Annotated in this window: 20 protein-coding genes and 1 riboswitch; of the genes, 10 read left to right on the top strand and 10 right to left on the bottom strand. The window is 70.4% G+C overall.

All coding sequences use genetic code 11. The features are described 5' to 3' along the window. Positions 1-136: 136 nt before the first annotated feature. Entirely contained in the window at positions 137-655 is a 519-nt protein-coding gene (locus A4R43_RS05325) for a DUF3558 family protein (protein WP_236809175.1), read from the top strand. A 218-nt stretch (positions 656-873) separates the two neighbouring features. Here A4R43_RS05325 and A4R43_RS05320 read toward each other — a convergent pair whose 3' ends face one another. From A4R43_RS05320 to A4R43_RS05280, 9 genes are all read right to left on the bottom strand, one after another. Continuing rightward, a complete protein-coding gene (locus A4R43_RS05320) occupies positions 874-1137 on the bottom strand; it encodes a hypothetical protein (protein WP_113691272.1) in 264 nt (87 codons plus the stop codon). An 86-nt stretch (positions 1138-1223) separates the two neighbouring features. After that, positions 1224-1847 carry a TetR/AcrR family transcriptional regulator gene (locus A4R43_RS05315; RefSeq protein WP_113691271.1) on the bottom strand — a complete coding sequence of 208 codons (624 nt, stop codon included), beginning with the start codon at positions 1845-1847 and terminating at the stop codon, positions 1224-1226. A 6-nt stretch (positions 1848-1853) separates the two neighbouring features. Continuing rightward, positions 1854-2687 carry an SDR family oxidoreductase gene (locus tag A4R43_RS05310; RefSeq protein WP_113691270.1) on the bottom strand — a complete coding sequence of 278 codons (834 nt, stop codon included), beginning with the start codon at positions 2685-2687 and terminating at the stop codon, positions 1854-1856. A 15-nt stretch (positions 2688-2702) separates the two neighbouring features. Then, positions 2703-3860, bottom strand: coding sequence for an acyl-CoA dehydrogenase family protein (locus A4R43_RS05305; RefSeq protein ID WP_113697359.1), 1158 nt, complete (start codon positions 3858-3860; stop codon positions 2703-2705). 7 nt (positions 3861-3867) lie between these two features. Further along, a complete protein-coding gene (locus tag A4R43_RS05300) occupies positions 3868-5829 on the bottom strand; it encodes an acetyl/propionyl/methylcrotonyl-CoA carboxylase subunit alpha (protein WP_113697358.1) in 1962 nt (653 codons plus the stop codon). 3 nt (positions 5830-5832) lie between these two features. After that, on the bottom strand, positions 5833-7431 hold the full coding sequence (locus tag A4R43_RS05295) for an acyl-CoA carboxylase subunit beta (protein ID WP_162788325.1): 1599 nt from the start codon (positions 7429-7431) through the stop codon (positions 5833-5835). Further along, positions 7428-8576, bottom strand: a complete 1149-nt coding sequence (locus A4R43_RS05290; protein WP_113691268.1) for an acyl-CoA dehydrogenase family protein — start codon at positions 8574-8576, stop codon at positions 7428-7430. Before A4R43_RS05290 ends, A4R43_RS05295 begins: the two co-directional genes overlap by 4 nt. After that, positions 8573-10264, bottom strand: a complete 1692-nt coding sequence (locus tag A4R43_RS05285; RefSeq protein ID WP_113691267.1) for an acyclic terpene utilization AtuA family protein — start codon at positions 10262-10264, stop codon at positions 8573-8575. Before A4R43_RS05285 ends, A4R43_RS05290 begins: the two co-directional genes overlap by 4 nt. Next, positions 10261-11052 carry a TIGR03084 family metal-binding protein gene (locus A4R43_RS05280; RefSeq protein WP_113691266.1) on the bottom strand — a complete coding sequence of 264 codons (792 nt, stop codon included), beginning with the start codon at positions 11050-11052 and terminating at the stop codon, positions 10261-10263. The genes A4R43_RS05285 and A4R43_RS05280 overlap by 4 nt, the downstream gene beginning before the upstream one ends. Positions 11053-11170: 118 nt before the next feature. Here A4R43_RS05280 and A4R43_RS05275 point away from each other — a divergent pair, with 118 nt between their 5' ends. The 9 genes from A4R43_RS05275 (at position 11171) to A4R43_RS05235 (ending at position 25033) form a co-directional block, all read left to right on the top strand. Further along, positions 11171-12127, top strand: coding sequence for an alpha/beta hydrolase (locus A4R43_RS05275; protein ID WP_162788324.1), 957 nt, complete (start codon positions 11171-11173; stop codon positions 12125-12127). A gap of 46 nt (positions 12128-12173) precedes the next feature. Beyond that, positions 12174-13022 (top strand): enoyl-CoA hydratase-related protein, encoded by an 849-nt coding sequence (locus A4R43_RS05270; RefSeq protein WP_113691264.1) that lies wholly within the window; start codon positions 12174-12176, stop codon positions 13020-13022. Further along, positions 13019-13639 carry an acetoacetate decarboxylase family protein gene (locus A4R43_RS05265; RefSeq protein ID WP_113691263.1) on the top strand — a complete coding sequence of 207 codons (621 nt, stop codon included), beginning with the start codon at positions 13019-13021 and terminating at the stop codon, positions 13637-13639. Before A4R43_RS05270 ends, A4R43_RS05265 begins: the two co-directional genes overlap by 4 nt. 400 nt (positions 13640-14039) lie before the next feature. Continuing rightward, entirely contained in the window at positions 14040-17045 is a 3006-nt protein-coding gene (locus A4R43_RS05260; protein WP_113691262.1) for a ribonucleoside-diphosphate reductase subunit alpha, read from the top strand. 16 nt (positions 17046-17061) lie between these two features. After that, positions 17062-18147 (top strand): ribonucleotide-diphosphate reductase subunit beta, encoded by a 1086-nt coding sequence (locus A4R43_RS05255; protein ID WP_113691261.1) that lies wholly within the window; start codon positions 17062-17064, stop codon positions 18145-18147. A gap of 22 nt (positions 18148-18169) precedes the next feature. After that, positions 18170-18397: riboswitch (cobalamin riboswitch) on the top strand. Between the two features lie 129 nt (positions 18398-18526). Then, positions 18527-20803, top strand: a complete 2277-nt coding sequence (gene metE, locus A4R43_RS05250) for a 5-methyltetrahydropteroyltriglutamate--homocysteine S-methyltransferase (RefSeq protein ID WP_113691260.1) — start codon at positions 18527-18529, stop codon at positions 20801-20803. A 178-nt stretch (positions 20804-20981) separates the two neighbouring features. Continuing rightward, positions 20982-22466: a cytochrome P450 gene (locus tag A4R43_RS05245; RefSeq protein WP_236808782.1), complete on the top strand. Its 1485-nt coding sequence runs from the start codon at positions 20982-20984 to the stop codon at positions 22464-22466. A 160-nt stretch (positions 22467-22626) separates the two neighbouring features. Beyond that, entirely contained in the window at positions 22627-24492 is a 1866-nt protein-coding gene (locus A4R43_RS05240) for a diguanylate cyclase domain-containing protein (RefSeq protein ID WP_205215248.1), read from the top strand. Positions 24493-24574: 82 nt separating this feature from the next. After that, entirely contained in the window at positions 24575-25033 is a 459-nt protein-coding gene (locus A4R43_RS05235; RefSeq protein ID WP_113691258.1) for a peroxiredoxin, read from the top strand. Between the two features lie 9 nt (positions 25034-25042). On the opposite strand, the gene A4R43_RS05230 is transcribed toward A4R43_RS05235, so the two are convergent. Then, on the bottom strand, positions 25043-26221 hold the full coding sequence (locus tag A4R43_RS05230) for an LCP family protein (RefSeq protein ID WP_113691257.1): 1179 nt from the start codon (positions 26219-26221) through the stop codon (positions 25043-25045). Between the last annotated feature and the right edge of the window lie 89 nt (positions 26222-26310).

The following is a 26310-nucleotide window of genomic DNA, read 5'->3' as shown; positions in this document are numbered from 1 at the left end:
CCCGGAATCACTCGGTCAATCGGACGAAACCGGATACGCAACGAGCACGCTCCGCTACCATCAGCAAGCCAGGATTCAGGGGAGGAACCAGGTGACACGCGCCCACATCAGCGCGGCAGCGGGATTGTTGGCCGCGGTGGTGCTGGCCGCCTGCAGTCCGAAGCCCGAAGCGCCGCAGCCCGAGCCGCCGACGCCCGTGGTGCTCGGCGCGCCGGTGCCGATACCGGCGGTGGGCTTGAACGTGGGCGGGCTCAGGGAGGATCCGTGCCGGGCGTTCACCCCCGCCCAGCAGGTGACGCTGAACTACATCGCCACGGAAGAGGAGTGGCATCAGCCCTGGCACGCGGGGACCGGGTACTGCGTCTGGACGGAGCGAACGGCGCAGTTCTCGGTGAGCGTGCGGGAGGAATCCGCCGCCAAGGCCTTCGAATTCGGGCGGCGAACCCTCGACGAGATGTCCGTGTCCGGGCTGCCGGTCCTGATCGAGACCAACCCGGCCCTCCCGGACAAGTGCCAGGTGACCCTGGGCGCCGCACCGAACTTCGTCATCGTCATCGGCTACGAGTCGAGAAAGGGCGCGCGGTTCTGGACCAACGATTCATGCGGTGGCGCTTTCAAGGCCGCCGAGTTCCTCACCCGCAACTTCCGCGGCTGAGCCCGCCGAGCCTGAAGTCCGCCGGAGCCCGCCAGCGCCGGAGCCTCACTGGGCCCGGCTAGGCCAGAGTGAGGCTGCTCCCGTCCGAATCCGAGCCCGAACTGAACCCGGCTGGGCTCGCCAGAGCCAGAGCCAGAGCCCGGGTTAGCTCGGCTGAACGAGCGTCCGCTGAACCTGAGTCCGAGTGAGCCCGGGTGAGCCGAAGTGTGGCGAGGGGGTCAGGCGGCGGCGACCACGCCGACGGCGGCCCAGCCTGCGGGAGTCAGCTCCGCGCGCACCCGGGCACCTGGGCGGGCGGGGGCTTCGGCGGGGCGTAGGTAGCCGGCGCGGGCCAGGGCGTGTGCGGTGACCTGGTCGCAGCAGGCAAAACCGTCGATGAACAGGTCCGGCTCGCAGCTGCCGGACATCATCGCGCGGCGTTCGGCCACGGCTCGCAGCATGGCCAGCGCGCGATGACTCAGTTCGTCACTTTGCTCGGACATCGGACTGTCCCCCTTGATAAGTAACCCTCTGTTACTTGGCTATCGGACGTTGCTCCGAAAGCGTTAGCCAGTAGTTGAGACGAACTTCACAAGAACCGGGTTCCCATCGGTTCGGGGAGTGTGCCGGCCAGTGCGGGCTCCAGCATCCGCGCCCACTGCCGCACGATCCGGCGCCGTCGCCGGGTGTCGTCGGTGAGCAGGTTCGCCAAACCCAAGCCCCGCGCCAGGTCCAGCGTGGCCTGCACGGTTTCCCGGACCCCCGGCCGGGATTCGTCCGCGCCCAGCAGTTCCAGCGCCACCCGGTGCGCCTCGCGGCCGACCCGCGCCTCCAGTGGCGCGAGCACCGCGAGCAGCTTCGAATCAGTGGAAGCCGCGACCCACAGCTGCAGGGCCGCGCGGAACATCGGGCCGGTGTAGAGGTTCAGCAGCATCTCGGCCACCGCTTCGCTGCGTGACGTGCCGCCCGGCAGCAGTTCCACCTGCTTGCGCAGCTCGGCCAACTGCTCCTCCCCCACCTGCGCGACCGCGGCGACCACCAGGTCCTCGCGCGTCGGGAAGTGGTGCTGCGCGGCGCCTCGCGAGACCCCCGCCTGCTCGGCGACCATCGCCACGGTGGTGCCGTGCCAGCCCCGCGCGGCCAGGCACTCGACGGCGGCTTCGACCAGCCGCCGCCGCGTGGTCCGGCTTCGTTCCTGTTGTGGTTCGCGCATGGCGGCTCAGGCCGGCTCGACCCAGAAGTCGAGCTGGAGGTCGGCTTCCTCACCGGCGATGCGGTACTTCGAGAAGTCCGTGACGCCTTCGGCGGCGAGCACCTCGTCGTCGAGGAAGAAGTTCCCGGTGGTCTCCCGGCTCGGCCGGACCAGGATCGCGTGCGCCGCGTCGGCCATGATTTCCGGGGTGCGGGAGCGGTTGGCCAGTTCCGCGCCGACCACGTTCCGGATCGCCGCGGTGTCGATGGTGGTGCGCGGCCACAGCGAGTTCGCCGCGATGCCGTCCCCGCGCAGTTCCGCGGCCAGGCCGACGGTCACCAGGCTCATGCTGTACTTCGCGATGCTGTAGGCCAGGTGCCCGGCCTCGAACCACTTCGGGTCCAGGCTGATCGGCGGCGAAAGCGTGAGCACGTGCGGGTTCTCCGCCTTGCGCAGGTGCGGGATCGCCAGCTTCGACAGCAGGAACGAGCCGCGCGCGTTGATGTCCTGCATCAGGTCGTAGCGCTTCATGCCGATCTGCTCGGTCGGCGTCAGGTCGATCGCGCTGGCGTTGTTCACCACGATGTCGATGCCGCCGAACCGCTCGACGGTCTGCTCGACCGCGGCGGCCACCGCTTCGTCGTCGCGGATGTCGCCGACGATCGGCAGCGCCTGCCCGCCCGCCTTCTCGATCGCCTCGGCCGCGGTGTGGATGGTGCCGGGCAGCTTCGGGTGCGGTTCGGTGGTCTTCGCGATCAGCGCCACGTTCGCGCCGTCGGCGGCCGCGCGCAGCGCGATCGCCTCACCGATGCCCCGGCTGCCACCGGACATGATGATCGTCTTGCCGGAAAGTGTCGCCATGGCGGGAAAACCCTCTCAGTAGGACTTGGGCAGGCCGAGCGAGTGCTGCCCGACGAAGTTGAGCACGATCTCCCGGCTCACCGGCGCGATCCGGCCCAGCCGGACCGCGGCGAGCAGCGTGCCGAGGCCGTATTCCGAGGCCAGGCCGTTGCCGCCGTGGGTCTGCACGGCCTGGTCGACCGCGCGGATGGCGACCTCGGCGCCGGCGTACTTGGCCATGTTCGCCGCCTCCCCGGCCCCGAAGTCGTCCCCGGCGTCGTAGAGCGTGGCGGCCTTCTGGGTCATCAGCTTGGCCAGCTCCAGCTCGATCTTCACCTGGGCGAGCGGGTGCGCGAGCCCCTGGTGGGTGCCGATCGGCGTGCCCCACACCTGGCGCTCCTTCGCGTACGCCACGCCCTTGTCCAGCGCGTACCGGGCGATGCCGAGCGAGAACGACGCGCCCATGATGCGTTCCGGGTTGAGCCCGGCGAACAGCTGCGCGATCGCCGCGTCCTCCTCACCGACCAGCGCGTCACCGGGCAGCTTCACGTTGTCCAGGAACAGCCCGAACTGCTTATCCGCGGACACCAGGTCCATGTCGATTTCGCGGTACTCGAACCCCGGCGTGTCCGTGGGCACGATGAACAACGCGGGCTTGAGCTTGCCGGTCTTGGCGTCCTCGGTGCGGCCGACCACCAGCACCGCGTCGGCCTCGTCCACGCCGGAGATGAAAACCTTGCGGCCGTTGAGGATCCAGCCACCGCCGTCGCGCTGCGCGGTGGTGGTGATCCGGTGCGAGTTGGACCCGGCGTCGGGCTCGGTGATGGCGAAGGCCATCCGCACCTGCCCGGTGGCGAACCCGGGCAGCCACTTCTTCTTCTGGTCCTCGGTGCCGTAGCGCGCGATCACCGTGGCGCAGATCGCCGGGGACACCACCATCAGCAGCAGCGGGGTGCCGGTGGCGCACAGTTCCTCGCAGACCGCGGCGAGATCGCCGATGCCCGCGCCACCACCGCCGAACTCCTCCGGCACGGCCACGCCGAGGTAACCGAGCCGCCCGGCCTCGTCCCACAGCTCCTTGGTCTTGCCGCCCGAGCGCGCCTTGCCCAGGTAGTACTCGTGGCCGTAGCTCTTGCCCAGTTCACGCACCGCCTTGCGCAGGGCGATCCGCTCCTCCGGCTCGGTGAAGTTCATGCTCATCTCAAGACTCCTTGTCCTGCACCACCGCGAGCACGGTGCCCAGCTCGACCTGCTGCCCCACTTCGACGGGGAGTTCGGCGACCACGCCCGCGGCGGGCGCGGCGATCTTGTGCTCCATCTTCATCGCTTCCAGCCACAGCAAGGGCGCGCCCGCCTCGACCTCGTCGCCCGCGGCGACGGCCAGCCGGACCACGGTGCCCGGCATCGGCGCGACCAGCGAGCCCGCGGCCAGCGCGGCGGACGGGTCGGCGAAGCGCGGCACCACGTCCAGCACCACCGGCCCGAGCACGGAATCGACGTACACGCGGTCGCCGTAGCGGGCCACCGAGAACTCGCGGCGCACCCCGTCGATCTCCAGCACCACCCGATCCTGGTGTGCGGCAACGAGTTCCACGCCGGGATGGTCGTCGGCCCGCAGCCCGGCGCGGTCGAGCACGTACCGCACGTCGAACTCGGTGTCACCGGAGGCGAAGCGCTTGTGCTGCGGGGACGAGCGCACGTTCCGCCAGCCGCCGGGCAACCGGCCCTGCACGGTCGCGGCGCGCCGGTTCGCCGACGCTCCCGCCAGCGCGGCGACGAGCGTGGCGGTGCGCGTGGTTTCCGGTGACGCCAGCGGCTGGGACAGCGTGTCCAGCCCGTGCGTGGTGAAGAAGGCGGTGTCGGTCTCCCCGGCGAGGAAAGCCGGGTGCCGCAACACGTTCACCAGCAGGTCGCGGTTGGTGCGCACGCCGTGGATGTGCGTACCGGCCAGCGCGGCGGCGAGCCGCCGCGCCGCCGACGTCCGGTCGGGGCCCCAGGCGATCACCTTGGCCAGCATCGGGTCGTAGTGCACGCCGACCACCGAACCGTCGATCACCCCGGAATCCAGCCGCAGCCCGAACCCCGCCGGGATGCGGAACTCCGCGTCCACGCCCGGCACGGCGAACCGGTGCAGCGTGCCGCTCTGCGGCTGCCAGTCCGCCGCCGGGTCCTCCGCGTACAGGCGGACCTCGATGGCGTGCCCTGTCCACTGTGGAGGATCGACCGGCAGCACGGCGCCCTCGGCGATCCGCAGCTGCCGGGCGACCAGGTCCTCCCCGGTGACGCATTCGGTGACCGGGTGCTCCACCTGCAGCCGGGTGTTCATCTCCAGGAAGTAGAACCGGCCGTCGGCACCGGCGAGGAACTCGACCGTGCCCGCGCCGACGTAACCGATCGCCTTGGCCGCCTTGCGGGCCGCCTCGAACAGCTCCTCGCGCATGGCCGCGCCGACCAGCGGCGACGGCGCCTCCTCGACCACCTTCTGGTGACGCCGCTGGATGGAGCATTCCCGCTCCCCCAGCGCCCAGACCGTGCCGTGCCCGTCGGCGAGCACCTGCACCTCGATGTGCCGCCCGGTTTCCAGGTAGCGCTCGCAGAACACCGTCGGATCGCCGAAGGCCGAACCGGCTTCGGCGCGGGCGCTCTCCACCGCCGCCGCCAGGTCGCCCGGCGCGCGGACCACACGCATGCCGCGCCCGCCGCCCCCGGCGGAAGCCTTGACCAGCAACGGGAAATCGGCCTCGGTGACCTCGCCGGGATCCAGCTCGGCGAGCACCGGCACCCCGGCCGCGGCCATCAGCCGCTTCGACTCGACCTTCGAGCCCATCGTCTCGATGGCCTCCGGCGGCGGCCCGACCCAGGTCAGCCCGGCGTCGATGACCGCGCGCGCGAACGCCGCGTTCTCCGACAGGAAGCCGTAACCGGGGTGGACCGCGTCGGCACCGGCCTTCGCCGCGGCCTCGATCAGCAGGTCCGCGCGCAGGTAGGTGTCCGACGGCGCGTTGCCCGGCAGGCGCACCGCGGCGTCGGCCTCGGTGGTGTGCGGGGCTTCGGCGTCGGCGTCGGAGAACACCGCCACCGTGCCGATCCCGGCGTCACGGCAGCTGCGGAACACCCGGCGGGCGATTTCCCCGCGGTTGGCGACTAGCAGTTTCTCGATCATCACTCACATCCGGAAGACGCCGAAGCCACCGGCGCCGCTGATCGGTCCATTGTGGATCGCCGACAGGCTGAGCCCGAGCACCGTGCGGGTGTCCCGTGGATCGATGATGCCGTCGTCGTAGAGCATGCCGGAGAGGAACATCGGCAGCGACTCCGCCTCGATCTGCCCCTCCACCATGGCGCGCATGGCGGCGTCGTGCTCCTCGTTGTACTCCTGCCCCCGGCTCGCCGCGGCCTGCCGCGCCACGATGGACAGCACCCCGGCCAGCTGCGCCGGGCCCATCACCGCCGACTTCGCGCTGGGCCAGGCGAACAGGAACCGCGGGTCATAGGCACGCCCGCACATGCCGTAGTGCCCGGCGCCGTAGGAGGCGCCGATCAGCACCGAGATGTGCGGCACCCGCGAGTTCGACACCGCGTTGATCATCATCGCGCCGTGCTTGATGATGCCGCCCTGCTCGTACTCCTTGCCGACCATGTAGCCGGTGGTGTTGTGCAGGAACAGCAGCGGCGTGTCGGTCTGGTTGGCCAGCTGGATGAACTGGGCCGCCTTCTGCGACTCCTCGGAGAACAGCACGCCGCGTGCGTTGGCCAGGATGCCCACCGGGTAGCCGTGCACCTGCGCCCAGCCGGTGACCAGGCTCGAGCCGTAGAGCGGCTTGAACTCGTCGAAGTCCGAGCCGTCGACCACCCTGGCGATCACCTCGCGAGGGTCGAACGGCACCTTCAGGTCGGCCGGCACGATGCCGAGCAGGTCTTCCGGGTCGTGCAGCGGCTCGGCGTAGTCCGGTTTCGGTGCCGGGCCCTGCTTGTGCCAGTTGAGGCGGCGCACGATGCGCCGCCCGATGCGGATCGCGTCCTGCTCGTCCTCGGCGAGGTAGTCGGCCAGGCCGGAGGTCCGCGCGTGCATCTCGGCACCACCGAGCGATTCGTCGTCGGACTCCTCGCCGGTGGCCATCTTCACCAGCGGCGGCCCGCCGAGGAACACCTTGGCGCGCTCCTTGACCATCACCACGTGGTCGGACATGCCGGGCAGGTAGGCACCACCGGCGGTGGAGTTGCCGAAGACCAGCGCCACGGTCGGCACCCCGGCGGCCGACGACCTGGTCAGGTCGCGGAAGATCCGCCCGCCGGGGATGAAGATCTCCTTCTGCGTCGGCAGGTCCGCGCCGCCGGACTCGACCAGGTTGATCGTCGGCAGCCGGTTCTGCGCCGCGATGTCGGCGGCCCGGTAGGACTTCTTGGCCGTCCACGGATTGCTCGCGCCACCCTTCACCGTGGGATCGCTGGCGCAGATCATGCACTCCACGCCCTCGACCACGCCGATGCCGGTGACCAGGCTGGCGCCGACCTGGTAGTCCGAGCCCCAGGCGGCCAGCGGGGACAGCTCGAGGAAGGCCGAGTCCTCGTCGAGCAGCAGCTCGACCCGCTCCCTGGCCAGCAGCTTGCCACGCTTGCGGTGCCGCTCGACGTACTTCTCGCCGCCACCGGCGACGGCCTTGGCCTGCTCGGCCTCCAGCTCGGCGAGCTTGGCCAGCATCGCCTCCCGGTTGGCGGCGAACTCGGCGCCCCGGCTGTCCACTGTGGACCTCAAGGTGGTCATGCGGTGTATCCCAATCGTTTGGCGGCCAGCCCGGCGAGGATCTCGTTGGTGCCACCGCCGATGCCCAGGATGCGGACGTCGCGGTAGTGGCGCTCCACCTCGGTCTCGCTCAGGTAGCCGAGGCCGCCGTGCAGCTGCACGGCCTCGTTGACCACCCATTCGGCGGTCTCCACGGCGGTGTTCTTGGCAAAGCAGGCTTCGGCGATCACCTCTTCGCCCGCCACGTGACGCACTCCGATCTGGCGGGTGTACGTCCTGGCCACGTCGATCTTGCGCGCCATCTCGGCGAGCTTGTGCTGCACCAGCTGGCGTGAGATCAGCGGGCGGCCGAAGGTCTCCCGCAGCCGGCACCACTCGAGCGTCAGGTCCAGCGCCCGCTGCGCGTGCGCGTACCCCTGCACCGCCAGCGAAAGCCGTTCCGCGACGAACTGGGTGGCCACCTGCGCGAACCCGGAGTTCTCCGGCCCGACCAGGTTCTCCACCGGCACCCGGACGTCTGCATAGGACAGTTCGGCGGTGTCCGAGCAGTGCCAGCCCATCTTGGCCAGCTTGCGCCCGACGGTGAAACCCGGCGTGCCGCGCTCGACCACCAGCAGCGACAACCCGTGCGCGCCCTCACCTCCGGTGCGCACGACGGTGGTGACAAAATCCGCGCGGCACCCCGAAGTGATGAACGTCTTGGCGCCGTTGACTACGTAGTGGTCACCCTGGCGACGGGCGGTGGTGCGGATGCCCGCGACGTCGGACCCGCCGTCCGGCTCGGTGACCGCGAGCGCGCCGATCAGCTCCCCGGCCAGCGTCGGGCGCACCCACTTCGCCAGCTGCGCCTCGTCACCGGCGGCCGCGATGTGCGGTACCGCGATGCCGCAGGTGAACAAGGACGCGATCAACCCGCCGGACGCGCCCGCGTAGTGCATCTCCTCGGTGACCGTCATCGCGTCGAGGAAGTCCCCGCCCGCGCCACCGGCCTTCTCGTCGAAGGCGACCCCGAGCAGCCCGAGCGCCCCGGCCTTGCGGTGCAGTTCCCTGGGCAGCTCACCGTCGCGCTCCCACTGACCGAGGTGGGGCAGCACCTCGGTCTTCATGAAGCCGCGCACCGTTTCGCGGAGCGCGTTCCGCTCCGGCGTGGCGAACGGATCGCTCACAACAACACCTCCGGGATCTCGGCGTACCGGCCGCGCAGCCACTCGCCGAGCGCCTTGGCCTGTGGATCGAACCTGGCCTGCGAAGCGACCCCCTGACCGAGGATCCCGGTCACCACGAAGTTGACCGCTCGCAGGTTGGGCAGCATAAAACGCCGCACCGACAATTCCGCGGTTTCCGGCAGCAGCCGCTGGAATTCGGCCACGGTCAGCGTGTGCGCGAGCCATCGCCAGCCCTCGTCGGTCCTCGCCCAGACGCCGACGTTCGCGTCGCCGCCCTTGTCCCCGCTGCGCGCGCCGAGCACCGCTCCGAGTGGCGCGCGCCGCGTGGGCCCGTCCGGAAGTGGTTCCGGCAGTTCGGGATCGGGCAGGTCGGCCAGTTCGAGCGTCTCGGCCGCGGGTGCCACGTCGATGCGCGATTCGCCGACCACCGCGACGTGCGGCACTTCCGTTGCGTCCACATAGGACGCCCGGTAGACACCGTACGGCGCGGCGTCCGAAGGTGGTGCGGTGACGTGGAAACCGGGGTAGCTGGCCAGCGCCAGCTCGATCGCGGCCTGGCTGAACGCGCGCCCGGCCACCTTCGGATCCGGATCGGTGACGGCCACGTGCAGCAGCGCGCTCGCGGTCTGTTCGGTGTCGGCGTCCGGCCGATCCGTCCTGGCCAGCGTCCAGCGCACCTTCTCCGGCGGCTTCGCGTTGAGTGCCTCGGTGAGCTGCTCGCGCACCAGCGCGGCCTTCGCCTCGATGTCGAGACCGGTGAGCACGAAGGTGGTTTCGTTGCGGAAGCCGCCGAGCGCGTTGAGGCAGACCTTCAGCGTCGGCGGTGGTGGCTCGCCGGTCACGCCGCTGATCCGCACGCGGTCCGGCCCGTCCTGCGTCAACGTCAAACTGTCGAACCGCGTGGTGACGTCAGGACCGGCGTAGCGCGCGCCGGTGATCTCGTACAGCAGCTGCGCGGTGACCGTGCCGGTGGTGACCACGCCGCCGGTGCCTTCGTGCTTGGTGATCACGCTGCTGCCGTCTTCGCGGACCTCCGCGATCGGGAAGCCGGGATAGGCAACGTCGTGCTGGGTGAAGAAGGCGTAGTTGCCGCCGGTGGCCTGCGCCCCGCATTCGATGACGTGCCCGGCGGCGACCGCGCCCGCGAGCCGGTCGTAGTCGTCGCGCGCCCAGCCGAAGTGCGCGGCGGCCGGGCCGACCACCAGGGAGGCGTCGGTGACCCGGCCGGTGACCACCACGTCGGCACCCGCGTCCAGGCATTCCGCGATGCCCCACGCGCCGAGATAGGCGTTGGCGGTCAACGGGTTCCCGAAGCCCAGCTCCTCGGCCCGGTGCCGCAGGTCGTCGCCCTCCACGTGCGCGATCGAAACGTCCACCTCGGACTTCGCGGCCAGCTCGCGCAGCGCGGCGGCCAGCCCGGCGGGGTTCAGCCCGCCCGCGTTGGTGACCACCTTGACGCCGCGTTCCTTGGCCAGCGCCAGGTTTTCCGCCATCTGCCGCAGGAAGGTCTTGGCGTACCCGCGATCTGGGTCCTTGAGCAGGTCGCGGCCGAGGATGAGCATGGTCAGCTCGGCCAGGTAGTCGCCGGTCAGCACGTCCAGCGGGCCACCGGTGAGCAGCTCGCGGACCGCGGCGAAGCGGTCGCCGTAGAAACCGGAGGCGTTGCCGATGCGGATCGGTGCGCTCACTCGAACTGCCCCTCCTTGCGGCCGGAACCCGGCAGGCCCGCGAACGCCTGCGCGAAGGTGAGCCACGTCCGCGCTTCCTCGCCCTCGGCGCGCAGGTCGGTGTCGGCCGGGTGCCGCCGCTGGGTGACCACCATGACAAAGCCGAGCGCGCTGCCGGTGACGCGCTCCGCGGCGTCCTCCGGCCCGAACGCCCAGGTCGAACCGTCCGGCGCGGTCAGCTCCACGCGGAACTGCCCGGCGGGCGGCGTGCGGGAGTTGATGGTGTAGGCGAAGTCGCGGGTGCGTACACCGAACCTCGCGATGTGCCACAACCGGTCCGTTGGTTCCCTACGCAGCCCGAGCGCGTCGAACACGTCCTGCGCGTGCGCCCAGGTCTCCATCAGGCGCGCGGTGACCATAGATGCGGCGCTCATCGGCGGGCCGTACCACGGCACCTTCTGCCCGTCGGGCACTTCGGCGAGCGCGCGAGCCAGTTCCTCGCGACCCAACCGCCAGCGCGCGAGCAGTTCCGCGGGTGGCGCGGCGGCGCCTTCTTCGGCGCCCTCGTCCACGTCCTTGCCGCCGGAGGCGAACGCTTTCTCCACCTCGGCGGCGAACCGCTCCGGGGTGCGCACCGCGATCAGCGCCTTGTCGTCGGTCCAGGCCAGGTGGGCGATCTGGTGCGCGATCGTCCAGCCATCGGCCGGTGTCGGCCGGGCCCAGTCCGCTTCCGGCAGCGCGGCGACCACGTCGTCCAGTTCCGCGCTCTCGGCCGCGAGATCCCGCAGGATCGCGCCCACATCCGCCACGGTGGCACCTCCTCAGCGACGAGCCCCTGCGGCCGAGCCTGACACCGGGCCGCAGAAAAATCAAGCTTGCATGATTGTTTTGCGTCCGCCCGGACCGCGCCTGGCTAGGGTGACGCGCATGCCGCGAGACACGCCCAGTCCGGAAAGTGTTCGCCTCCGCACCGCCTTCGCCACCCGGGTCCGCCCGCTCGCCGACCGCGCCGCCCCGCGGGGTTACCAGCTGCGCGGAATCCGCCGGATCGCTGACAGCGCCGGGCTGACCCGGCTCCCCCGCGGCGCCAGGGCCTGGCCTGCCCGCTACGGCCGCGTGCGCGGGGTGTGGATGCGCGCGCCCGGCGCCGACGCGAACCGCGGCGCGCTGCTTTACCTGCACGGCGGCGGGTATGTGTTCGGTTCGCCGCGGTCGCACCGCACCTTCGCCTACCGGCTGTCCAAGCAGACCGGCGTGCCCGTGTTCCTGCTCGACTACCGCCGCGCGCCCGAGCACCCGTTCCCGGCCGCGGCCGACGACGCGCTCGACGCCTACCGGCTGCTGCTGGCTCAGGGCTACCCGCCGGAGAAGCTGCTGGTCGCCGGAGATTCGGCGGGCGGGCACCTGACCGCTTGCCTGCTCGGCGACCTCGCCAGGCTGCACCTGCCGCAGCCGGCGGGCGCCTACCTCGTCTCACCCTGGCTCGACCTGACCGTCGCGTCGGCAGCACGCCGCGACAATGGGGGCACCCCCGCCAGTGAGGGCGTAGCCGGCGGGGGACAGCAGCGCGACCCGTTCCTCTCCCCCGCCTACGCCGCCCTGTGCCGCGACGCCTACCTGAGGACCACACCGTGGAGCCACCCGCGTCTCGACGTGCTCGCCGCGGACAAGTCCGGCTGGCCGCCGATCCTGCTCCAGGTCGGTGACACCGAGGCACTGCTCGACGAGGCACAGCGGTTCGCCGCCAGCCACACTCGTACCGAACTGGAGGTGTGGCCGGGCCAGTTGCACGTGTTCCCGATCTTCTCGAACCTGCCGGAAGGCCGAGCCGCGGCCCGCCGGGCGGGCGAGTTCCTCGGCGGCTTGTTGACGGCTTGCCAGTAAGCCGGGAACGGCATACCTTCGTCGCACGCGGAGCAAAGGAGCGCCTGTGTCACCTTCGGCGTACACCGACATCACCTACGAGGTCAGCGACCGGATCGCGACGATCACGCTGAACCGGCCGGCCGCACGCAACGGCTACACCATCCGGATGGCCGACGAGCTGGGCGCCGCCTTCGACGAAGCCGACCGCGACGAGCAGGTGCGCGTGGTGGTGCTGACCGGCGCCGGTGGCGACTTCTCCGTCGGGGCCGACCTTTCCCAGGGCGGCTTCGACTTCGACGCCGAGAAGGGCCCCGACCCCGAGTGGCAGGAACCGGCGGGCCGGTGCTCCAAGCGCGTGTTCGAGATGAACAAGCCGGTGATCGCGGCGATCCGGGGCGCGGCCATCGGCGGTGGCGTGACGATCACGCTGTCCGCCGACTACCGGCTCGCCTCCACCGACGCCCGCTTCGGCTTTGTCTTCGTCCGCCGCGGGATCTACCCGGAGGGCGCGTCGGCGTGGTTCCTGCCGCGGCTGGTCGGCATGGGCACCGCGATGGACTGGATGATCAGCGGGCGCGTGTTCGGCGCCGAGGAGGCACACCGGGCCGGGCTGGTCCACCGCCTGCACGAGCCGGACGAACTGCTGGACAAGGCCTACGAACTCGCCCGCGAGCTGATCGAGACCACCGCGCCGGTTTCGGTGGCGGTCACCCGGCAGCTGCTCTACCGGATGGCCGCCGCGGACTCGCCGTACCCGGTCCACCAGGTGGACTCGAAACTGATCGGCGGGCTGTCGAGCAATCCGGACGCGGTCGAGGGCGTGCTGTCGTTCCTGCAGAAGCGCCCGCCCGAGTTCAAGCTGCGTGTGCCCGAGGACGTGCCCGCCTACCTGCCGTGGGTGGCGGAGAAATGAGCGAATACCCGCCCGAACCCTGGAACCTGGCCGGTCAGGCGTACCTGACCACCTGGCGCGTGCCGGTGGACGCGCTGCCCGCGCTGGCGGACGGGCTGAGCCCGGTGGTGGTCGCCGGGCGGGCGGTGGTGGTCACCGCCTGGCTGGACTACCAGCCGCCCGGCCGGCTGTCCTACCACGAACTGCTGGCCACCGTCGCGGTCCGCGCTCCTTCCGGCGGCCTGCGCGCCACCGGCACGATCACCGACATCTGGGTCGACAGCGAGGTGTCGCTGGCTGGCGGGCGCGCGCTGTGGGGCATTCCGAAGGACCTCGCCGCCTTCGACTTCACGCACGGCCGCACCTTCACCGCGTCGGCGAGCCTGGACGACGGCTGGATCGCCACCGCGGCGTTCACGCGGCGCGCCGGGCTGCCGTTCGCGCCGCCCGCCGCGTTCCGCATCGCCCAGGAACTCGACGGCGCGCTGAAGCACACGCCGGTCCGCTCCACCGGCCGCCCGCACCTGGCGTCGGCGAACTGGAACCTCAACCCGGACGGCCCGCTCGGCTTCCTGGCCGGCCGCCGTCCCGGCCCGAGCGCGCACCTCGCCGACTTCCGGCTCACGTTCGGCGAGTAGGCCACCGGCCCGGGTGAACCCCGGCCCCTCGGAAGTGGCCCGCCCCGGCACCGGCTGGTGCCGGGGCATCACTGTGAGTGGCGTTCCGAATTCCGAACGGCCCAGCGGCCCGGGTGATCGGCGGGCGGGTTCCGGGGCCCTCCACCACCTCTGAGCAGCAGGCGAGCGAAAGCCCCTAACCTGCCTGGGGGAGGGTCGAGTTCAGCATTCGGGAAAGGCGCGACACGCCACCCGTTGGGGCATGTGCGCGCTGACACCCCTACATGTAGTCTCTGGGCACCGACAGCGCACCGGCGATGGGAGACCGCCGGAAGCGCCGCTCGGCCAGACCTGCACCACCGCACAGCACACCGCCTCTCGAGCCGGTGTGGCGAACCAACGCGCCCTTTTGGAGCCACGTATGTCACTGGACATCACCGAGACAAGCCAGCGGCCACCGTCCGTCACCGAGAAGACCGCCACCGTGCGCGTCATCCGCCGTGACGGCAGTGTGTCGCCGTTCGACGCGAACAAGATCTCGGTGGCGATGACCAAGGCGTTCCTCGCCGTCGAAGGTGACGACGCGGCCGCCTCCTCGCGGATCCACCACCTGGTCGCCGAGCTGACCGAGCAGGTGGAGCAGTCGCTGCTGCGGCACGCCGGCCCGGAGACCGCGCTGCACATCGAGCAGATCCAGGACCAGGTCGAGCTGATGCTGATGCGCGGTGAGCACCACAAGGTCGCCCGCGCCTACGTGCTCTACCGCGACGAGCGGGCCAAGGCCCGCGCCGCCGCCGAGGCCGCGAGCCCGGCCCGCGACGAGAACGTCCTGCACGTCAAGTCCGCCGACGGCGTGCTGCGCCCGCTCGACTGGGACCGCGTCGCGCACGTGGTCGGCGAGGCGGTGGCCGGGCTGTCCGACGTCAGCAGCGAGCCGGTGCTGACCGAAACCCGCCGCAACCTCTACGACGGCATCTCCGCCGACGAGCTGGCGCTGGCCCAGATCATGGCCGCCCGCACCCTGGTCGAGCAGGAGCCGAACTACTCCTACGTCAGCGCCCGCCTGCTGGCCGACAAGCTGCGTGCCGAGGCGCTGAGCTACCTGGCCGGCCGCCCGCGCCAGGCCAGCCAGGACGAGATGGCTGGGATCTACCCCGGCTACTTCCGCGACTACCTGCGCCGCGCCATCGAGCTGGAGCTGGTCAACCCCGAGCTGGCCCAGTTCGACCTGGACCGGATCACCGCCGCGCTGCGCCCCGAGCGCGACCTCGACTTCGGCTTCCTCGGCCTGCAGACCCTCTACGACCGCTACTTCCAGCACCACAACGGCACCCGGTTCGAGCTGCCGCAGGCGTTCTTCATGCGCGTGGCGATGGGCCTGGCCATCCGCGAGGACGACCGCGAAGCCCGCGCCATCGAGTTCTACGAGCTGCTGTCCTCGTTCCACTTCATGGCCTCGACGCCCACGCTGTTCAACTCCGGCACCACCCGGCCGCAGCTGTCCTCCTGCTTCCTCACCACCGTCGACGACGACCTGGACTCGATCTTCCAGGCGTACAAGAACAACGCGCTGCTGGCGAAGTACTCGGGCGGGCTCGGCAACGACTGGACCCCGGTCCGCGGCCTCGGCGCGCACATCAAGGGCACCAACGGGCAGTCGCAGGGCGTGGTCCCGTTCCTCAAGATCGCCAACGACACCGCGGTCGCGGTGAACCAGGGCGGCAAGCGCAAGGGCGCGGCGTGCGCCTATCTCGAGACCTGGCACGTGGACATCGAGGAGTTCCTCGACCTGCGCAAGAACACCGGTGACGACCGCCGCCGCACCCACGACATGAACACCGCGAACTGGGTGCCCGACGAGTTCCTCCGCCGGGTGGAGGCCAACGAGGGCTGGACCCTGTTCTCCCCCAACGAGGTCCCCGACCTGCACGACCTGTACGGCAACGCCTTCGCCGAGCGCTACCGCGAGTACGAGGCCGCCGCCGAGCGCGGTGAGATCAAGGTGTTCCGCAAGGTCCGCGCGGTCGACCTGTGGCGCCGCATGCTGACCATGCTGTTCGAGACCGGCCACCCGTGGATCACCTTCAAGGACCCGTGCAACCTGCGCTCGCCGCAGCAGCACACCGGCGTGGTGCACTCGTCGAACCTGTGCACCGAGATCACCCTGAACACCAGCGCCGACGAGGTCGCGGTGTGCAACCTGGGCTCGGTCAACCTGCTCAAGCACGTCGGCCCGGACGGGCTGGACACCGCGCGGCTCGAGAAGACCGTGCGCACCGCGGTGCGGATGCTCGACAACGTGATCGACATCAACTTCTACACGATTCCCGAGGCACGCCGGTCCAACCTGCGCCACCGCCCGATCGGGCTGGGCCTGATGGGCTTCCAGGACGCGCTGTTCGAGCTGGGCCTGCCGCTGTCCTCGGAAGCCGCGGTGGAGTTCGCCGACCGCAGCATGGAGTACATCAGCTACTACGCCATCTCGGCGTCGACCGACCTGGCGGAGGAGCGCGGGCAGTACCAGACCTTCGAGGGTTCGCTGTGGAGCAAGGGCATCCTGCCGATCGACTCGATGCAGCTGCTCATCGACGCCCGCCGCGGTGACGCGCTCGACGTGGACACCTCGTCCACTTTGGACTGGGAGCCGCTGCGCCAGCGCGTGCGCACGGTCGGCATGCGCAACTCCAACGTGATGGCGATCGCGCCGACCGCGACGATCTCCAACATCTGCGGGGTCGGGCAGTCCATCGAGCCGCTGTTCCAGAACCTGTTCGTCAAGTCGAACATGTCCGGCGACTTCACCGTGGTGAACCCGCACCTGGTCCGCTCGCTCAAGGAGCGTGGCCTGTGGGACGAGGTGATGGTCTCCGACCTGAAGTACTTCGACGGCAGCCTCGGCCAGATCGACCGCGTGCCCGACGACCTCAAGGCGCTCTACGCCACCGCGTTCGAGGTGGAGAGCAAGTGGCTGGTCGACGCGGCCTCGCGGCGGCAGAAGTGGATCGACCAGGCGCAGTCGCTGAACCTGTACATCGCCGCGCCGAGCGGGCGCAAGCTCGACGAGCTGTACCGCTACGCCTGGCACAAGGGCCTCAAGACCACGTACTACCTGCGGGCGCAGTCCGCGACGCACGTGGAGAAGAGCACCCTGCGCGGCACCGACGGCAAGCTGAACGCCGTCTCGGCCACCCCGGCTCCGGCCGCTTCGCCGTCGCCTTCCCCGGCTCCGTCGCCGTCGCCATCGCCGTCGCCATCGCCGTCCCCGTCGGCCGCTGTTCCGGCCACGCCTTCGGCCGTGGTCCCGGCGGTGCCGCCGGCTCCGGTGGTCAAGCCCAAGGAGCTGCCGAAGGTGGACGACGTGGACTTCGCCGCCACCGACGGTGCCGCCTGCCGGATCGACGACCCCGACTGCGAAGCCTGCCAGTAAGGAACGACTGAACAAGATGACCAACACCGAAACCCCAGCACCGCTCACCGACGCCACCGGCCTCGGTGAGATCGAGCGCGGCGCCGAGCGCATCAGCGTCGACGACAAGCGCATGATCAACGCCCGCGCCGACGTGAACCAGCTGCTCCCGCTCAAGTACACCTGGGCGTGGGAGAAGTACCTGGCCGGCTGCAACAACCACTGGATGCCGACCGAGGTCGCCATGCAGGCCGACATCGCGCTGTGGAAGTCGCCCGACGGGCTGACCGAGGACGAGCGGCAGATGCTCAAGCGGAACCTGGGCTTCTTCGCCACCGCGGAGTCGCTGGTCGCGAACAACATCGTGCTCGCGGTCTACCGGCAGATCACCAACCCGGAGTGCCGCCAGTACCTGCTGCGCCAGGCCTTCGAGGAGGCCGTGCACACGCACACCTTCCAGTACATCTGCGAGAGCCTCGGCCTGGTCGAGGGCGAGCTGTTCAACATGTACCGCGAGGTGCCCTCGATCGCCGACAAGGACGCGTGGGCGCTGAAGTACACGCAGAACCTGGAGAACCCGGACTTCGAGACCGGCACGCCGGAGGCCGACCAGGCCTTCCTGCGTGACCTGGTGGCGTTCTACGTGATCTTCGAGGGCATGTGGTTCTACACCGGCTTCGCGCAGATCCTGTCGCTGGGCCGCCGGAACAAGATGGTCGGCATCGCCGAGCAGTACCAGTACATCCTGCGTGACGAGTCGATCCACCTGAACTTCGGCATCGACTGCATCAACCAGATCAAGATCGAGAACCCGCACCTGTGGACGGAGGAGTTCCAGGCGGAGGTGCGCGGCATGCTGATGGAGGCGTGCGAGCTGGAGGTCGCCTACGCGCGCGACACCATGCCGCGCGGCATGCTCGGGCTGTCGGCCCAGCTGTGCGAGCAGTACATGCACTTCATCACCGACCGCCGCGCGCAGCAGATCGGCCTGGCGCCGATCTACGGCGAGAACGAGAACCCGTTCCCGTGGATGTCGGAGGCGATGGACCTGAAGAAGGAGAAGAACTTCTTCGAGACCCGCGTCATCGAGTACCAGAGCGGCGGCGCACTCGACTGGGACTGATCTTTCCCGCTAGGCTCGGCCACGCCACTGGTTCGCCATGGCGTGGCCGAGCCTTTTTCGCGGCCGCGTGGTGGGGAGGCAACAGGGAACCCGGTGTGAATCCGGGACTGCCCCGCAGCGGTAAGCGGGAACGAACGCTGTCACCGCGCCCGCGGTCAAGCACTGGGCACCCGCCCGGGAAGCGACAGCCAGTAGGTCCGGCTCCCTTTTCCGGAGCCTCGCCCGCGAGTCCGAATACCTGCCGGTGGTGCGCGCGCCGTCGGCGCGCGCGGGTCCGGGTCCCGCGGGAGGACAGGTCCGAACCAGGTCGCTGGTTCGTGCTGCGCTGTGCCGTCCTTGCCGCCCCGGGCTCGTCGGACGAGCTCGCGAGGAGAGAGCTGTGGCAGACCAAGACCGCCTGGGTTCGACCGTTCTCGGTTACCCGAGGATCGGCCCCGATCGGGAGTTGAAGAAGGCCGTCGAAGGCTACTGGGCAGGCCGGATCGACGAAGCGGAACTGCAGAAGGTGGCGCGTGGACTGCGCCTGGACACCTGGCAGCGGCTGGCGAAGGCCGGGCTCGGCTCGGTGCCGTCGAACACCTTCTCCTACTACGACCAGGTGCTCGACACCACCGTGTTGTTCGGCGCGCTGCCGTCCCGGTTCACCGAGCTGGGCCTGTCCGCGATCGACACCTACTTCGCCGCGGCGCGCGGGGTCCAGGAGGCACCCGCGCTCGAGATGACCAAGTGGTTCGACACGAACTACCACTACCTGGTGCCGGAACTGGGCCCGGACACCGAATTCACCGTCGCTGGCGGCAAGCCGCTGGACGAGTACCGCGAAGCCAGGGCGATCGGTGTCGAGACGCGGCCGGTGCTCGTCGGGCCGGTGACCTATCTCCTGCTGGCGAAGGCGGCGGGCGGCGCACCCCGCGGTTTCCGGCCGCTCGACCTGCTCCCCCAGCTGGTCACCGCCTACGCGCAGTTGCTGACCACGCTGCACGACGAAGGTGTCCGGTGGGTGCAGCTGGACGAACCGGCCTTCGCCGCCGACCGCACGCCCGAGGAACTGGAAGCGCTGCGGCAGGCCTACACCGCGCTGGGTGAGTTGACGCGGCGGCCGAAGCTGCTGGTCGCCGGGTACTTCGGCGCGCTGGGTGACGCGCTCGGTGTGCTGGCCCGCTCCCCTGTCGACGCGCTGGCCGTGGACCTGGTCACCGAACCGGCCGCGGTCGAAGCCGTCGCGGCGGAGAACTCGTTGCGGGACAAGGAAGTGCTGGCCGGGGTGGTGGACGGCCGCAACATCTGGCGGGTGGACGCCGACGCCGCGCTGGCGAAGGCCGCGACACTCCTGGGCACCGCGGGGTCGGTCAGCGTGTCCACTTCGTGCTCGCTGCTGCACGTGCCGTACGACGCCGCGCGCGAGTCCGATTTGGACGAACGACTGCGTGGCTGGCTGGCGTTCGCCGAGCAGAAGGTCGAAGAGGTGGTGCTGCTCGGGCGGGCGCTCGCCGGGGAGCCGGCGGACCTGGGCGCGGCGCGTGCGGCGACCGCGGACCGGGCGAACGCCGGTGACCTGCGTGACGACCGCGTCCGGGCTCGGCTGGCCGCGCTGAAGCCGGAGCACAGCCGCCGCGGCGACTACCACCGGCGCGCGGCGGCGCAGGCCGAGGCGCTCGGCCTGCCCGCCTTGCCGAGCACCACGATCGGGTCGTTCCCGCAGACCGGTGACGTGCGCAAGGCGCGCGCGGCACTGCGGGCCGGGCGGATCGACGCGGAGACCTACCGCGCGCGCATGCACGCCGAAATCGAGAAAGTGGTGCGGCTGCAGGAAGACCTCGGGCTCGACGTGCTGGTGCACGGGGAGCCGGAGCGCAACGACATGGTGCAGTACTTCGCCGAGCAACTGGCCGGGTTCGCCGCGACGGAGCACGGCTGGGTGCAGTCCTACGGTTCGCGGTGCGTGCGGCCGCCAATCCTGTACGGCGACGTCTCGCGGCCGCGGCCGATGACGGTGGACTGGGCGTCGTACGCGCAGTCGCTGACGCCGAAGCCGGTCAAGGGCATGCTGACCGGGCCGGTGACCATTCTGGCGTGGTCGTTCGTGCGCGACGACCAGCCGCTCGCGGACACCGCGCGGCAGGTGGCGCTGGCGATCCGCGACGAGGTGCACGACCTGGAGTCGGCGGGCATCCGGATCATCCAGGTCGACGAGCCGGCGCTGCGGGAGCTGCTGCCGCTGCGTGCTTCGGCGCACCAGGCCTACTTCGACTGGGCGGTCGGCTCGTTCCGGCTGGCCACCTCGGGCATCGCGGATTCGACGCAGGTCCACACGCACATGTGCTACTCGGAGTTCGGGGACATCCTGCCCGCGATCGACGCCATCGACGCCGACGTCACCAGCATCGAGGCGGCGCGCTCCCGGATGGAGGTCCTGGACGGCTTGGGTGACTTCGAGCGGGGCGTCGGCCCGGGGGTGTACGACATCCACTCGCCGCGGGTGCCGGACGTCGAGGAGGTGACGAGCCTGCTGCGGACCGCCGTGGCGGCCGTGCCGCGGGAGCGGATCTGGGTGAACCCGGACTGCGGCCTGAAAACCCGGGGCTACGCGGAAGTCGAACCGGCGCTGCGCAATCTGGTGGCGGCCGCCCGTCGCCTGCGCGCCGAACTCCCCTAACCCGCACGGGGGTGACCCGATGTCACGAATGTGGCTTTCGAGACGTTCGGCGTCTCGAAAGCCACATTCGTGACACGGCCGGGGCCCTCGCGAACTGGACCCGTTCGCGTTCTTGTCAGACTGCCAACAAGGGGGCATGGTGAGGGGGCAGGTCTCTCAGCGACGAGAGGAGCCGACCGTGCCGAGCCCGCTCTCCGCCCCGGCCGCCAGCAAAGTGAGCAAGGTGAGCGAAGTGGCCACCGCGCTCCGCGAGCGCGTCCCGCCGCTCACCTCGATCCCGCTCCCCCGCGCGGTCGACCGCAGGCTGCTCGGGCAGCGCTGGCCGACCAGGGAACTCGCCACGCCCCCGGCGGGCAGCGGCCTCAAGGCCATTCCCGGCGACGACGGCGCGCCGCTGATCGGGCATTCGCTCGACTTCATGCGCTTCGGCGTCGAGTGGGCCCTGCGCCGCTACGAGCTGTACGGTCCCGTCTCCTGGATGGGCGCCTTCGGCCGCCGCATCGTCAGCCTCTCCGGGCCCGACGCCACCCAGCTCGCACTGGTCAACAAGGACAAGGCGTTCTCGCAGCAGGGCTGGGAGTTCTTCATCGAGCGGTTCTTCCAGCGCGGCCTGATGCTGCTCGACTTCGGCGAGCACCACGCGCACCGCCGGATCATGCAGTCCGCCTTCACCCGTGACCGCCTCGCCGGGTACGTCGCCCAGATGGGGCCCGCGCTGCGTGAGGGCATCGGCGCGTGGGCGCCGGATTCGCGCCCGCGCCTCTACTGGTCACTCAAGCGGCTGACCCTCGATGTGGCGAGCCGGGTGTTCATGGACATGCCCAGCGGTGACGACAGCGCGCGACTCAACCGCGCGTTCGTCGATTCGGTGCGCGCGGGCACCGCGATCGTGCGCTACCCCGTGCCCGGCGGGCGGTGGGCGGCCGGGCTCAACGGCCGCAAGGTGCTGGAGCGCTACTTCCGCGAGAACCTGCCGGCCAAGCGCCGCGACGACGGCGCGGACCTGTTCTCCGCGCTGTGCCACGCCACCACCGAAGACGGCGAACGCTTCTCCGACGCCGACGTGGTCAACCACATGATCTTCCTGATGATGGCCGCGCACGACACCACCACGATCACCAGCACCGCCGCCGTCTACTACCTGGCCAAGCACCCCGAATGGCAGGAACGCGTGCGCGAGGAGTCACTGCGCCTCGGTGACGACCCGCCGGACGTCACCGCACTCGGTGAACTGTCCACACTGGAACTGGTGATCAAGGAGGCGCTGCGGCTGGTCGCGCCCGTACCATCGCTGGCCCGGAAAACCTTGCACGACACCGAAGTACTGGGGTTTCACCTACCGGCGGACACGCTCGTCGGCGTGTCGCCGACGATCAACCACTTCGACCCGGCGTGCTGGACCGACCCGCTGCGCTTCGACCCGGAGCGGTTTTCCGAGGCACGGCGGGAAGATCGCAACCACCGCTATGCCTGGATGCCGTTCGGCGGCGGTGCGCACAAGTGCATCGGGCTCCACTTCGGCATGTACGAGGTGAAGGCGCTGCTGCACGAAATGCTGCGGCGTTTCCGCTGGTCCGTCCCGGCGAACTACGAAGCGCGCTGGGACTACGTTTCGCTACCGGTTCCGGCCGACGGACTCCCGGTTCTCCTGACCAGGCGATGATATGTCACACTCAGAGTACCCGTTCGAGTACCGATCATCACCCTTTCAGCCGGTAGACACCTAGCGTGCTGCGTGATGACGTGACATGACTCTCGGCTGGCTCGTGCCCTGGACGGGCTTTCCGATCCCCGCACGGGCACTGAGCTGGCCTTTGCATCGCATGAAGAGGTGGAGTGTGCCGAGACCTGGTGACGCGCCAGGATTGGTGAAGATCGCCCGCAAATGGGCGGCCACGTTGGCCGACACGGAAGGAGTATCGCTTCCGCCCGAGGAACTCGAGGGAAGCCTGCTCTCCTTCGCCCAGGAGCTGCGCGCCGACGCCGATCCCGCGCACGAAGGCGCCAAGCTCCGGTTCGCCGCGCTGTATTCGGCCTCCCCGCTGGGTATCGCACTGGCCGACCGCGACGGCGTGATCGTCGAGGCCAACCCGGCGCTGGGCCGCATGCTCGGCCGCCGGTCCGAATCGCTGCGCGGCACGCCGATCCCGAGCCTGGCCTCCACCGACAAGGGCGCCGCCACGCTGACCAACGGACTGGCCGAGCTGGCCGAAGCCGATCTTTCCCTGTACCGCCAGCTGATCGTGCTGTCCAACGCCGAGGACGACCCGCTGTGGGTCAACGTCACGCTCTCCCAGCTGCCCGGCGACGACTCCGGGCAGGTGTACCCGGTGCTGATGGTCGAGGACGTCAACGACCTGCACCTGCTGCAGGAGCGGCTGCGGCACCAGACCCTGCACGACTCGCTGACCGGCCTGCCGAACGCGCTGAGCTTCTCCACCAAGCTGGAGTCCGCGGTGTCGGCGGACTCGTCGGGCCAGCTCGCCTTGGTGTACCTGGACATCGACGGGTTCAAGGTGATCAACGACGGCCTCGGCGCCGACCTCGGCGACCAGGTGCTGCGCTCGGTCGGCCGCAAGCTGGGCACCGTGTTCGCCGAGCACGACGCGTTCATCGCGCGGCTGTCCGGTGACGGGTTCGCGGTGCTGCTGCACGGCGAGCTGAACGCCACCGAGGTGATCGCGCTGGTGCAGCGGGTGCTCGACGAGCTGACCGAGCCGGTCTACTACGACGAGCTGGGCATCGGCGTGAGCGCCAGCGCCGGGATCGTGGTCCGCAAGGCCGCCGGTGGCTCGGCGAGCGAGCTGCAGCGCGCCGCCGAGATCGCCCTGCACCGCGCGAAGGAGGCGGGCAAGGCGCAGTGGATGCTGTTCGACCCGGAGCTGGACGCGCGTGACCGCAGCCGCTACCGGCTCGGCGCCACCATCGCCGGCGCGCTGGAGAACGGCGAGTTCTCGCTGGTCTTCCAGCCCACGGTGAAGCTGGCCAAGCAGCACGAGCTGGCCGTGGTGAACGCCGGGCTGCGCTGGAACCACCCGGAGTTCGGCGACCTGGAGTCCGACGTCTTCTACCCGCTGGCGGCCACCACCGGCATGACGATCCCGCTCGGCCGCTGGCTGCTCACCGAATCGCTGGCGGCCACCGCCCGCTGGCGCGAGAAGTTCGGGGACGCCGCGCCCGAGGTGTGCGTGCGGCTGCCGTACCGGCTGGCCACCGACCCGGACCTGGTGCTGCTGGTCAAGGAGGAGCTGGACCGCAACGACCTGCCGGCCGGCGCGCTGCGGCTGTGCACGGACGGGCCGTCGGTGCTCGACCCGCGTGGTGAGGTGATCGACTCGCTGGCGGTGCTCGCCGACCTCGGCGCGCACCTGGTGCTGGCCGTGTCCGGCAGCGCCGACCTGGAGCTGATCCGCACGCACCAGCTGCCCGTGCGGCACGTCATCCTCACCGGCGAGGTGGTCGACGCGCTCGCCGAGCACGACGACGAGGTCGCCTCGCGTCACCTCGGCCAGCTGGTCGCCCGCGCGAAGGAGATGGGCCTGCGCATCGGCGCGGAAGGCGTGCGCGACGCCGCGCACGCGGAACGGCTGCGTGCACTCGGCGTGCTCGCCGGGCGCGGGCCGTTCATCGCCGAGTCGGCCACCACCTCCGACGTCGAAGAGCTGATCGACCGGCACGCCGCGGTCTGAGCCCGGCCCCGCCGTGCGCGCGGTCCCGGCACCAGGCAGGATCGCGGGGTCCACGCGCGCGCACGGCAGAGGAGTTCTTCACATGCAGCAGGGAGACCTGGCCCCGGACTTCACCCTGGACGACGACCGCGGGCAGCCGCGGTCGCTGAGCGGGCTGCTCGCCGACGGGCCGGTGGTGCTGTTCTTCTACCCGGCCGCGATGACCAGCGGCTGCACCGCGGAGAGCTGCCACTTCCGCGACCTGGCCACCGAGTTCGCCGCGGTCGGCGCGCAGCGCGTCGGGATCAGCCCGGACGAGGTGAGCAAGCAGCACCTGTTCTCGGCCACGCACGGCTTCGACTACCCGCTGCTGTCCGATCCGGACGGCGCGGTCGCCACCCAGTTCGGCGTGCGGCGCAAGTTCGGGCCGCTGCTGACCAAGCGGCAGACCTTCGTCATCGACACCGACCGCAAGGTGCTCGAAGTGATCAAGAGCGAGCTGCGGATGAGCGTGCACGCGGATCGCGCACTGGCGACCCTGCGTGCCCGCCGCACCGCCTAGCCCGGGCCCCTAGTTGACGATGACGCTGTCCGGGATGGGCTTGTCGTTCTTCAGCGCGTCGAACAGCTGCTCGGACTTCTTCTTGTCCCAGTTCTCCGCCGAGGCCGAAGTGACCGGCACGGTGGTGGTGACCACGCCGCCGCTGGAGATGCCGCGCATCGCGAACGCCAGGCCGACCAGGTGGTGCAGGTGGTCGCCCTCGTCCATGGTCAGCGCTTCCGGCGCCTCGGACAGCAGCGGGAACAGGTAGAACGGGTTGAGCAGGGTGCCGGGGCTGGCCATCTCGGAGACCATCGCGCCGATGAACTTGCGCTGGTTGGCCACCCGGTCCAGGTCCGACCGCGGGGTCGCGCTGCTGTACCGCATGCGCACGAAGCTCAGCGCCTGCGCACCGTCCAGCTCCTGGCAGCCGGCCTCCAGCTTGGCCCCGGTCATCGAGTCGTTCATCTCGGTCTCGAGGCACATCTCGACCCCGCCGATGGCGTCGACGATGTTCGCGAACCCGCCGAAGCCGATCTCGGCGTAGTGGTCGATCCGCAGGCCGGTGGCGCCTTCCACGGTCTTGGCCAGCAGCTGCGGCCCGCCGAAGGAGAACGCCGCGTTGATCTTGTTGGTGCCGTGGCCGGGGATCTTGACCTGCGAGTCGCGGGGCAGGCTGAGCAGCGTCGGCGGGGTGTCGTTGTCCGGGATGTGCGCGACCATGATGGTGTCGGTGCGCTGCCCGGCGGTGTCACCGGTGGACAGCCGCGCCTCGTCCTCCGGGTCCAGTCCCGCGCGTGAGTCCGAGCCGACGATCAGCCAGTTCGTGCCCGAGCCTGCCGCGGGGTGGTCCTCGTACCCCAGCGCGTCGATCCGGTTGATGGAGAACTCCAGGTAGACCCAGACCGCGGCGAGGAACACCACAAAAACCATCAGCAGGCTGAGCAGCACCTTGCCGAAGCTCCACCGGCGGCGGCGCGGCGGGCGCTCACGCGGCGGCCGGGGCGGCGGGCCCTCCGGCCCGCGTGGCGGCACCGGCGCGCGCATGGTCGGCTGCGGCGGCATGTGCTCGTCACGCGGCGGGTACGCCTCGCGCCGGGGCGGCTGCTCCCGGCCCGGGATGGGCAGCATCTGCGCACGCTGGTGCTGCCGCGGGCCTCGGGGGGCCGGGCGGGGGTCCTGCCCGCCGTAGTCTCCGCCGTAGGTCATCTAGCTCACCGTTTCCCTGCCGTCCGACATGCCTGCGGTGCACAGTGAACCGCAGTTCCCGAAGACAAGGACGTGCGACACCCCCTTGC

The organism is Amycolatopsis albispora (assembly GCF_003312875.1).
Taxonomy (GTDB): domain Bacteria; phylum Actinomycetota; class Actinomycetes; order Mycobacteriales; family Pseudonocardiaceae; genus Amycolatopsis; species Amycolatopsis albispora.
The sequence above is the reverse complement of the archived record's forward strand: the minus strand, read 5'-3'. Positions and strand labels throughout refer to the sequence as shown.

What these genes read in the sequence shown, in the direction of transcription:
- A4R43_RS05320 (WP_113691272.1), bottom strand. Translation starts at nt 1,137, where the DNA reads ATGTCCGAGCAAAGTGACGAACTGAGTCATCGCGCGCTGGCCATGCTG.
- A4R43_RS05310 (WP_113691270.1), bottom strand. Translation starts at nt 2,687, where the DNA reads ATGGCGACACTTTCCGGCAAGACGATCATCATGTCCGGTGGCAGCCGG.
- A4R43_RS05240 (WP_205215248.1), top strand. Translation starts at nt 22,627, where the DNA reads ATGAAGAGGTGGAGTGTGCCGAGACCTGGTGACGCGCCAGGATTGGTG.
- A4R43_RS05295 (WP_162788325.1), bottom strand. Translation starts at nt 7,431, where the DNA reads ATGACCACCTTGAGGTCCACAGTGGACAGCCGGGGCGCCGAGTTCGCC.
- A4R43_RS05260 (WP_113691262.1), top strand. Translation starts at nt 14,040, where the DNA reads ATGTCACTGGACATCACCGAGACAAGCCAGCGGCCACCGTCCGTCACC.
- A4R43_RS05255 (WP_113691261.1), top strand. Translation starts at nt 17,062, where the DNA reads ATGACCAACACCGAAACCCCAGCACCGCTCACCGACGCCACCGGCCTC.
- A4R43_RS05235 (WP_113691258.1), top strand. Translation starts at nt 24,575, where the DNA reads ATGCAGCAGGGAGACCTGGCCCCGGACTTCACCCTGGACGACGACCGC.
- A4R43_RS05315 (WP_113691271.1), bottom strand. Translation starts at nt 1,847, where the DNA reads ATGCGCGAACCACAACAGGAACGAAGCCGGACCACGCGGCGGCGGCTG.
- A4R43_RS05300 (WP_113697358.1), bottom strand. Translation starts at nt 5,829, where the DNA reads ATGATCGAGAAACTGCTAGTCGCCAACCGCGGGGAAATCGCCCGCCGG.
- A4R43_RS05275 (WP_162788324.1), top strand. Translation starts at nt 11,171, where the DNA reads ATGCCGCGAGACACGCCCAGTCCGGAAAGTGTTCGCCTCCGCACCGCC.
- A4R43_RS05305 (WP_113697359.1), bottom strand. Translation starts at nt 3,860, where the DNA reads ATGAACTTCACCGAGCCGGAGGAGCGGATCGCCCTGCGCAAGGCGGTG.
- A4R43_RS05265 (WP_113691263.1), top strand. Translation starts at nt 13,019, where the DNA reads ATGAGCGAATACCCGCCCGAACCCTGGAACCTGGCCGGTCAGGCGTAC.
- A4R43_RS05230 (WP_113691257.1), bottom strand. Translation starts at nt 26,221, where the DNA reads ATGACCTACGGCGGAGACTACGGCGGGCAGGACCCCCGCCCGGCCCCC.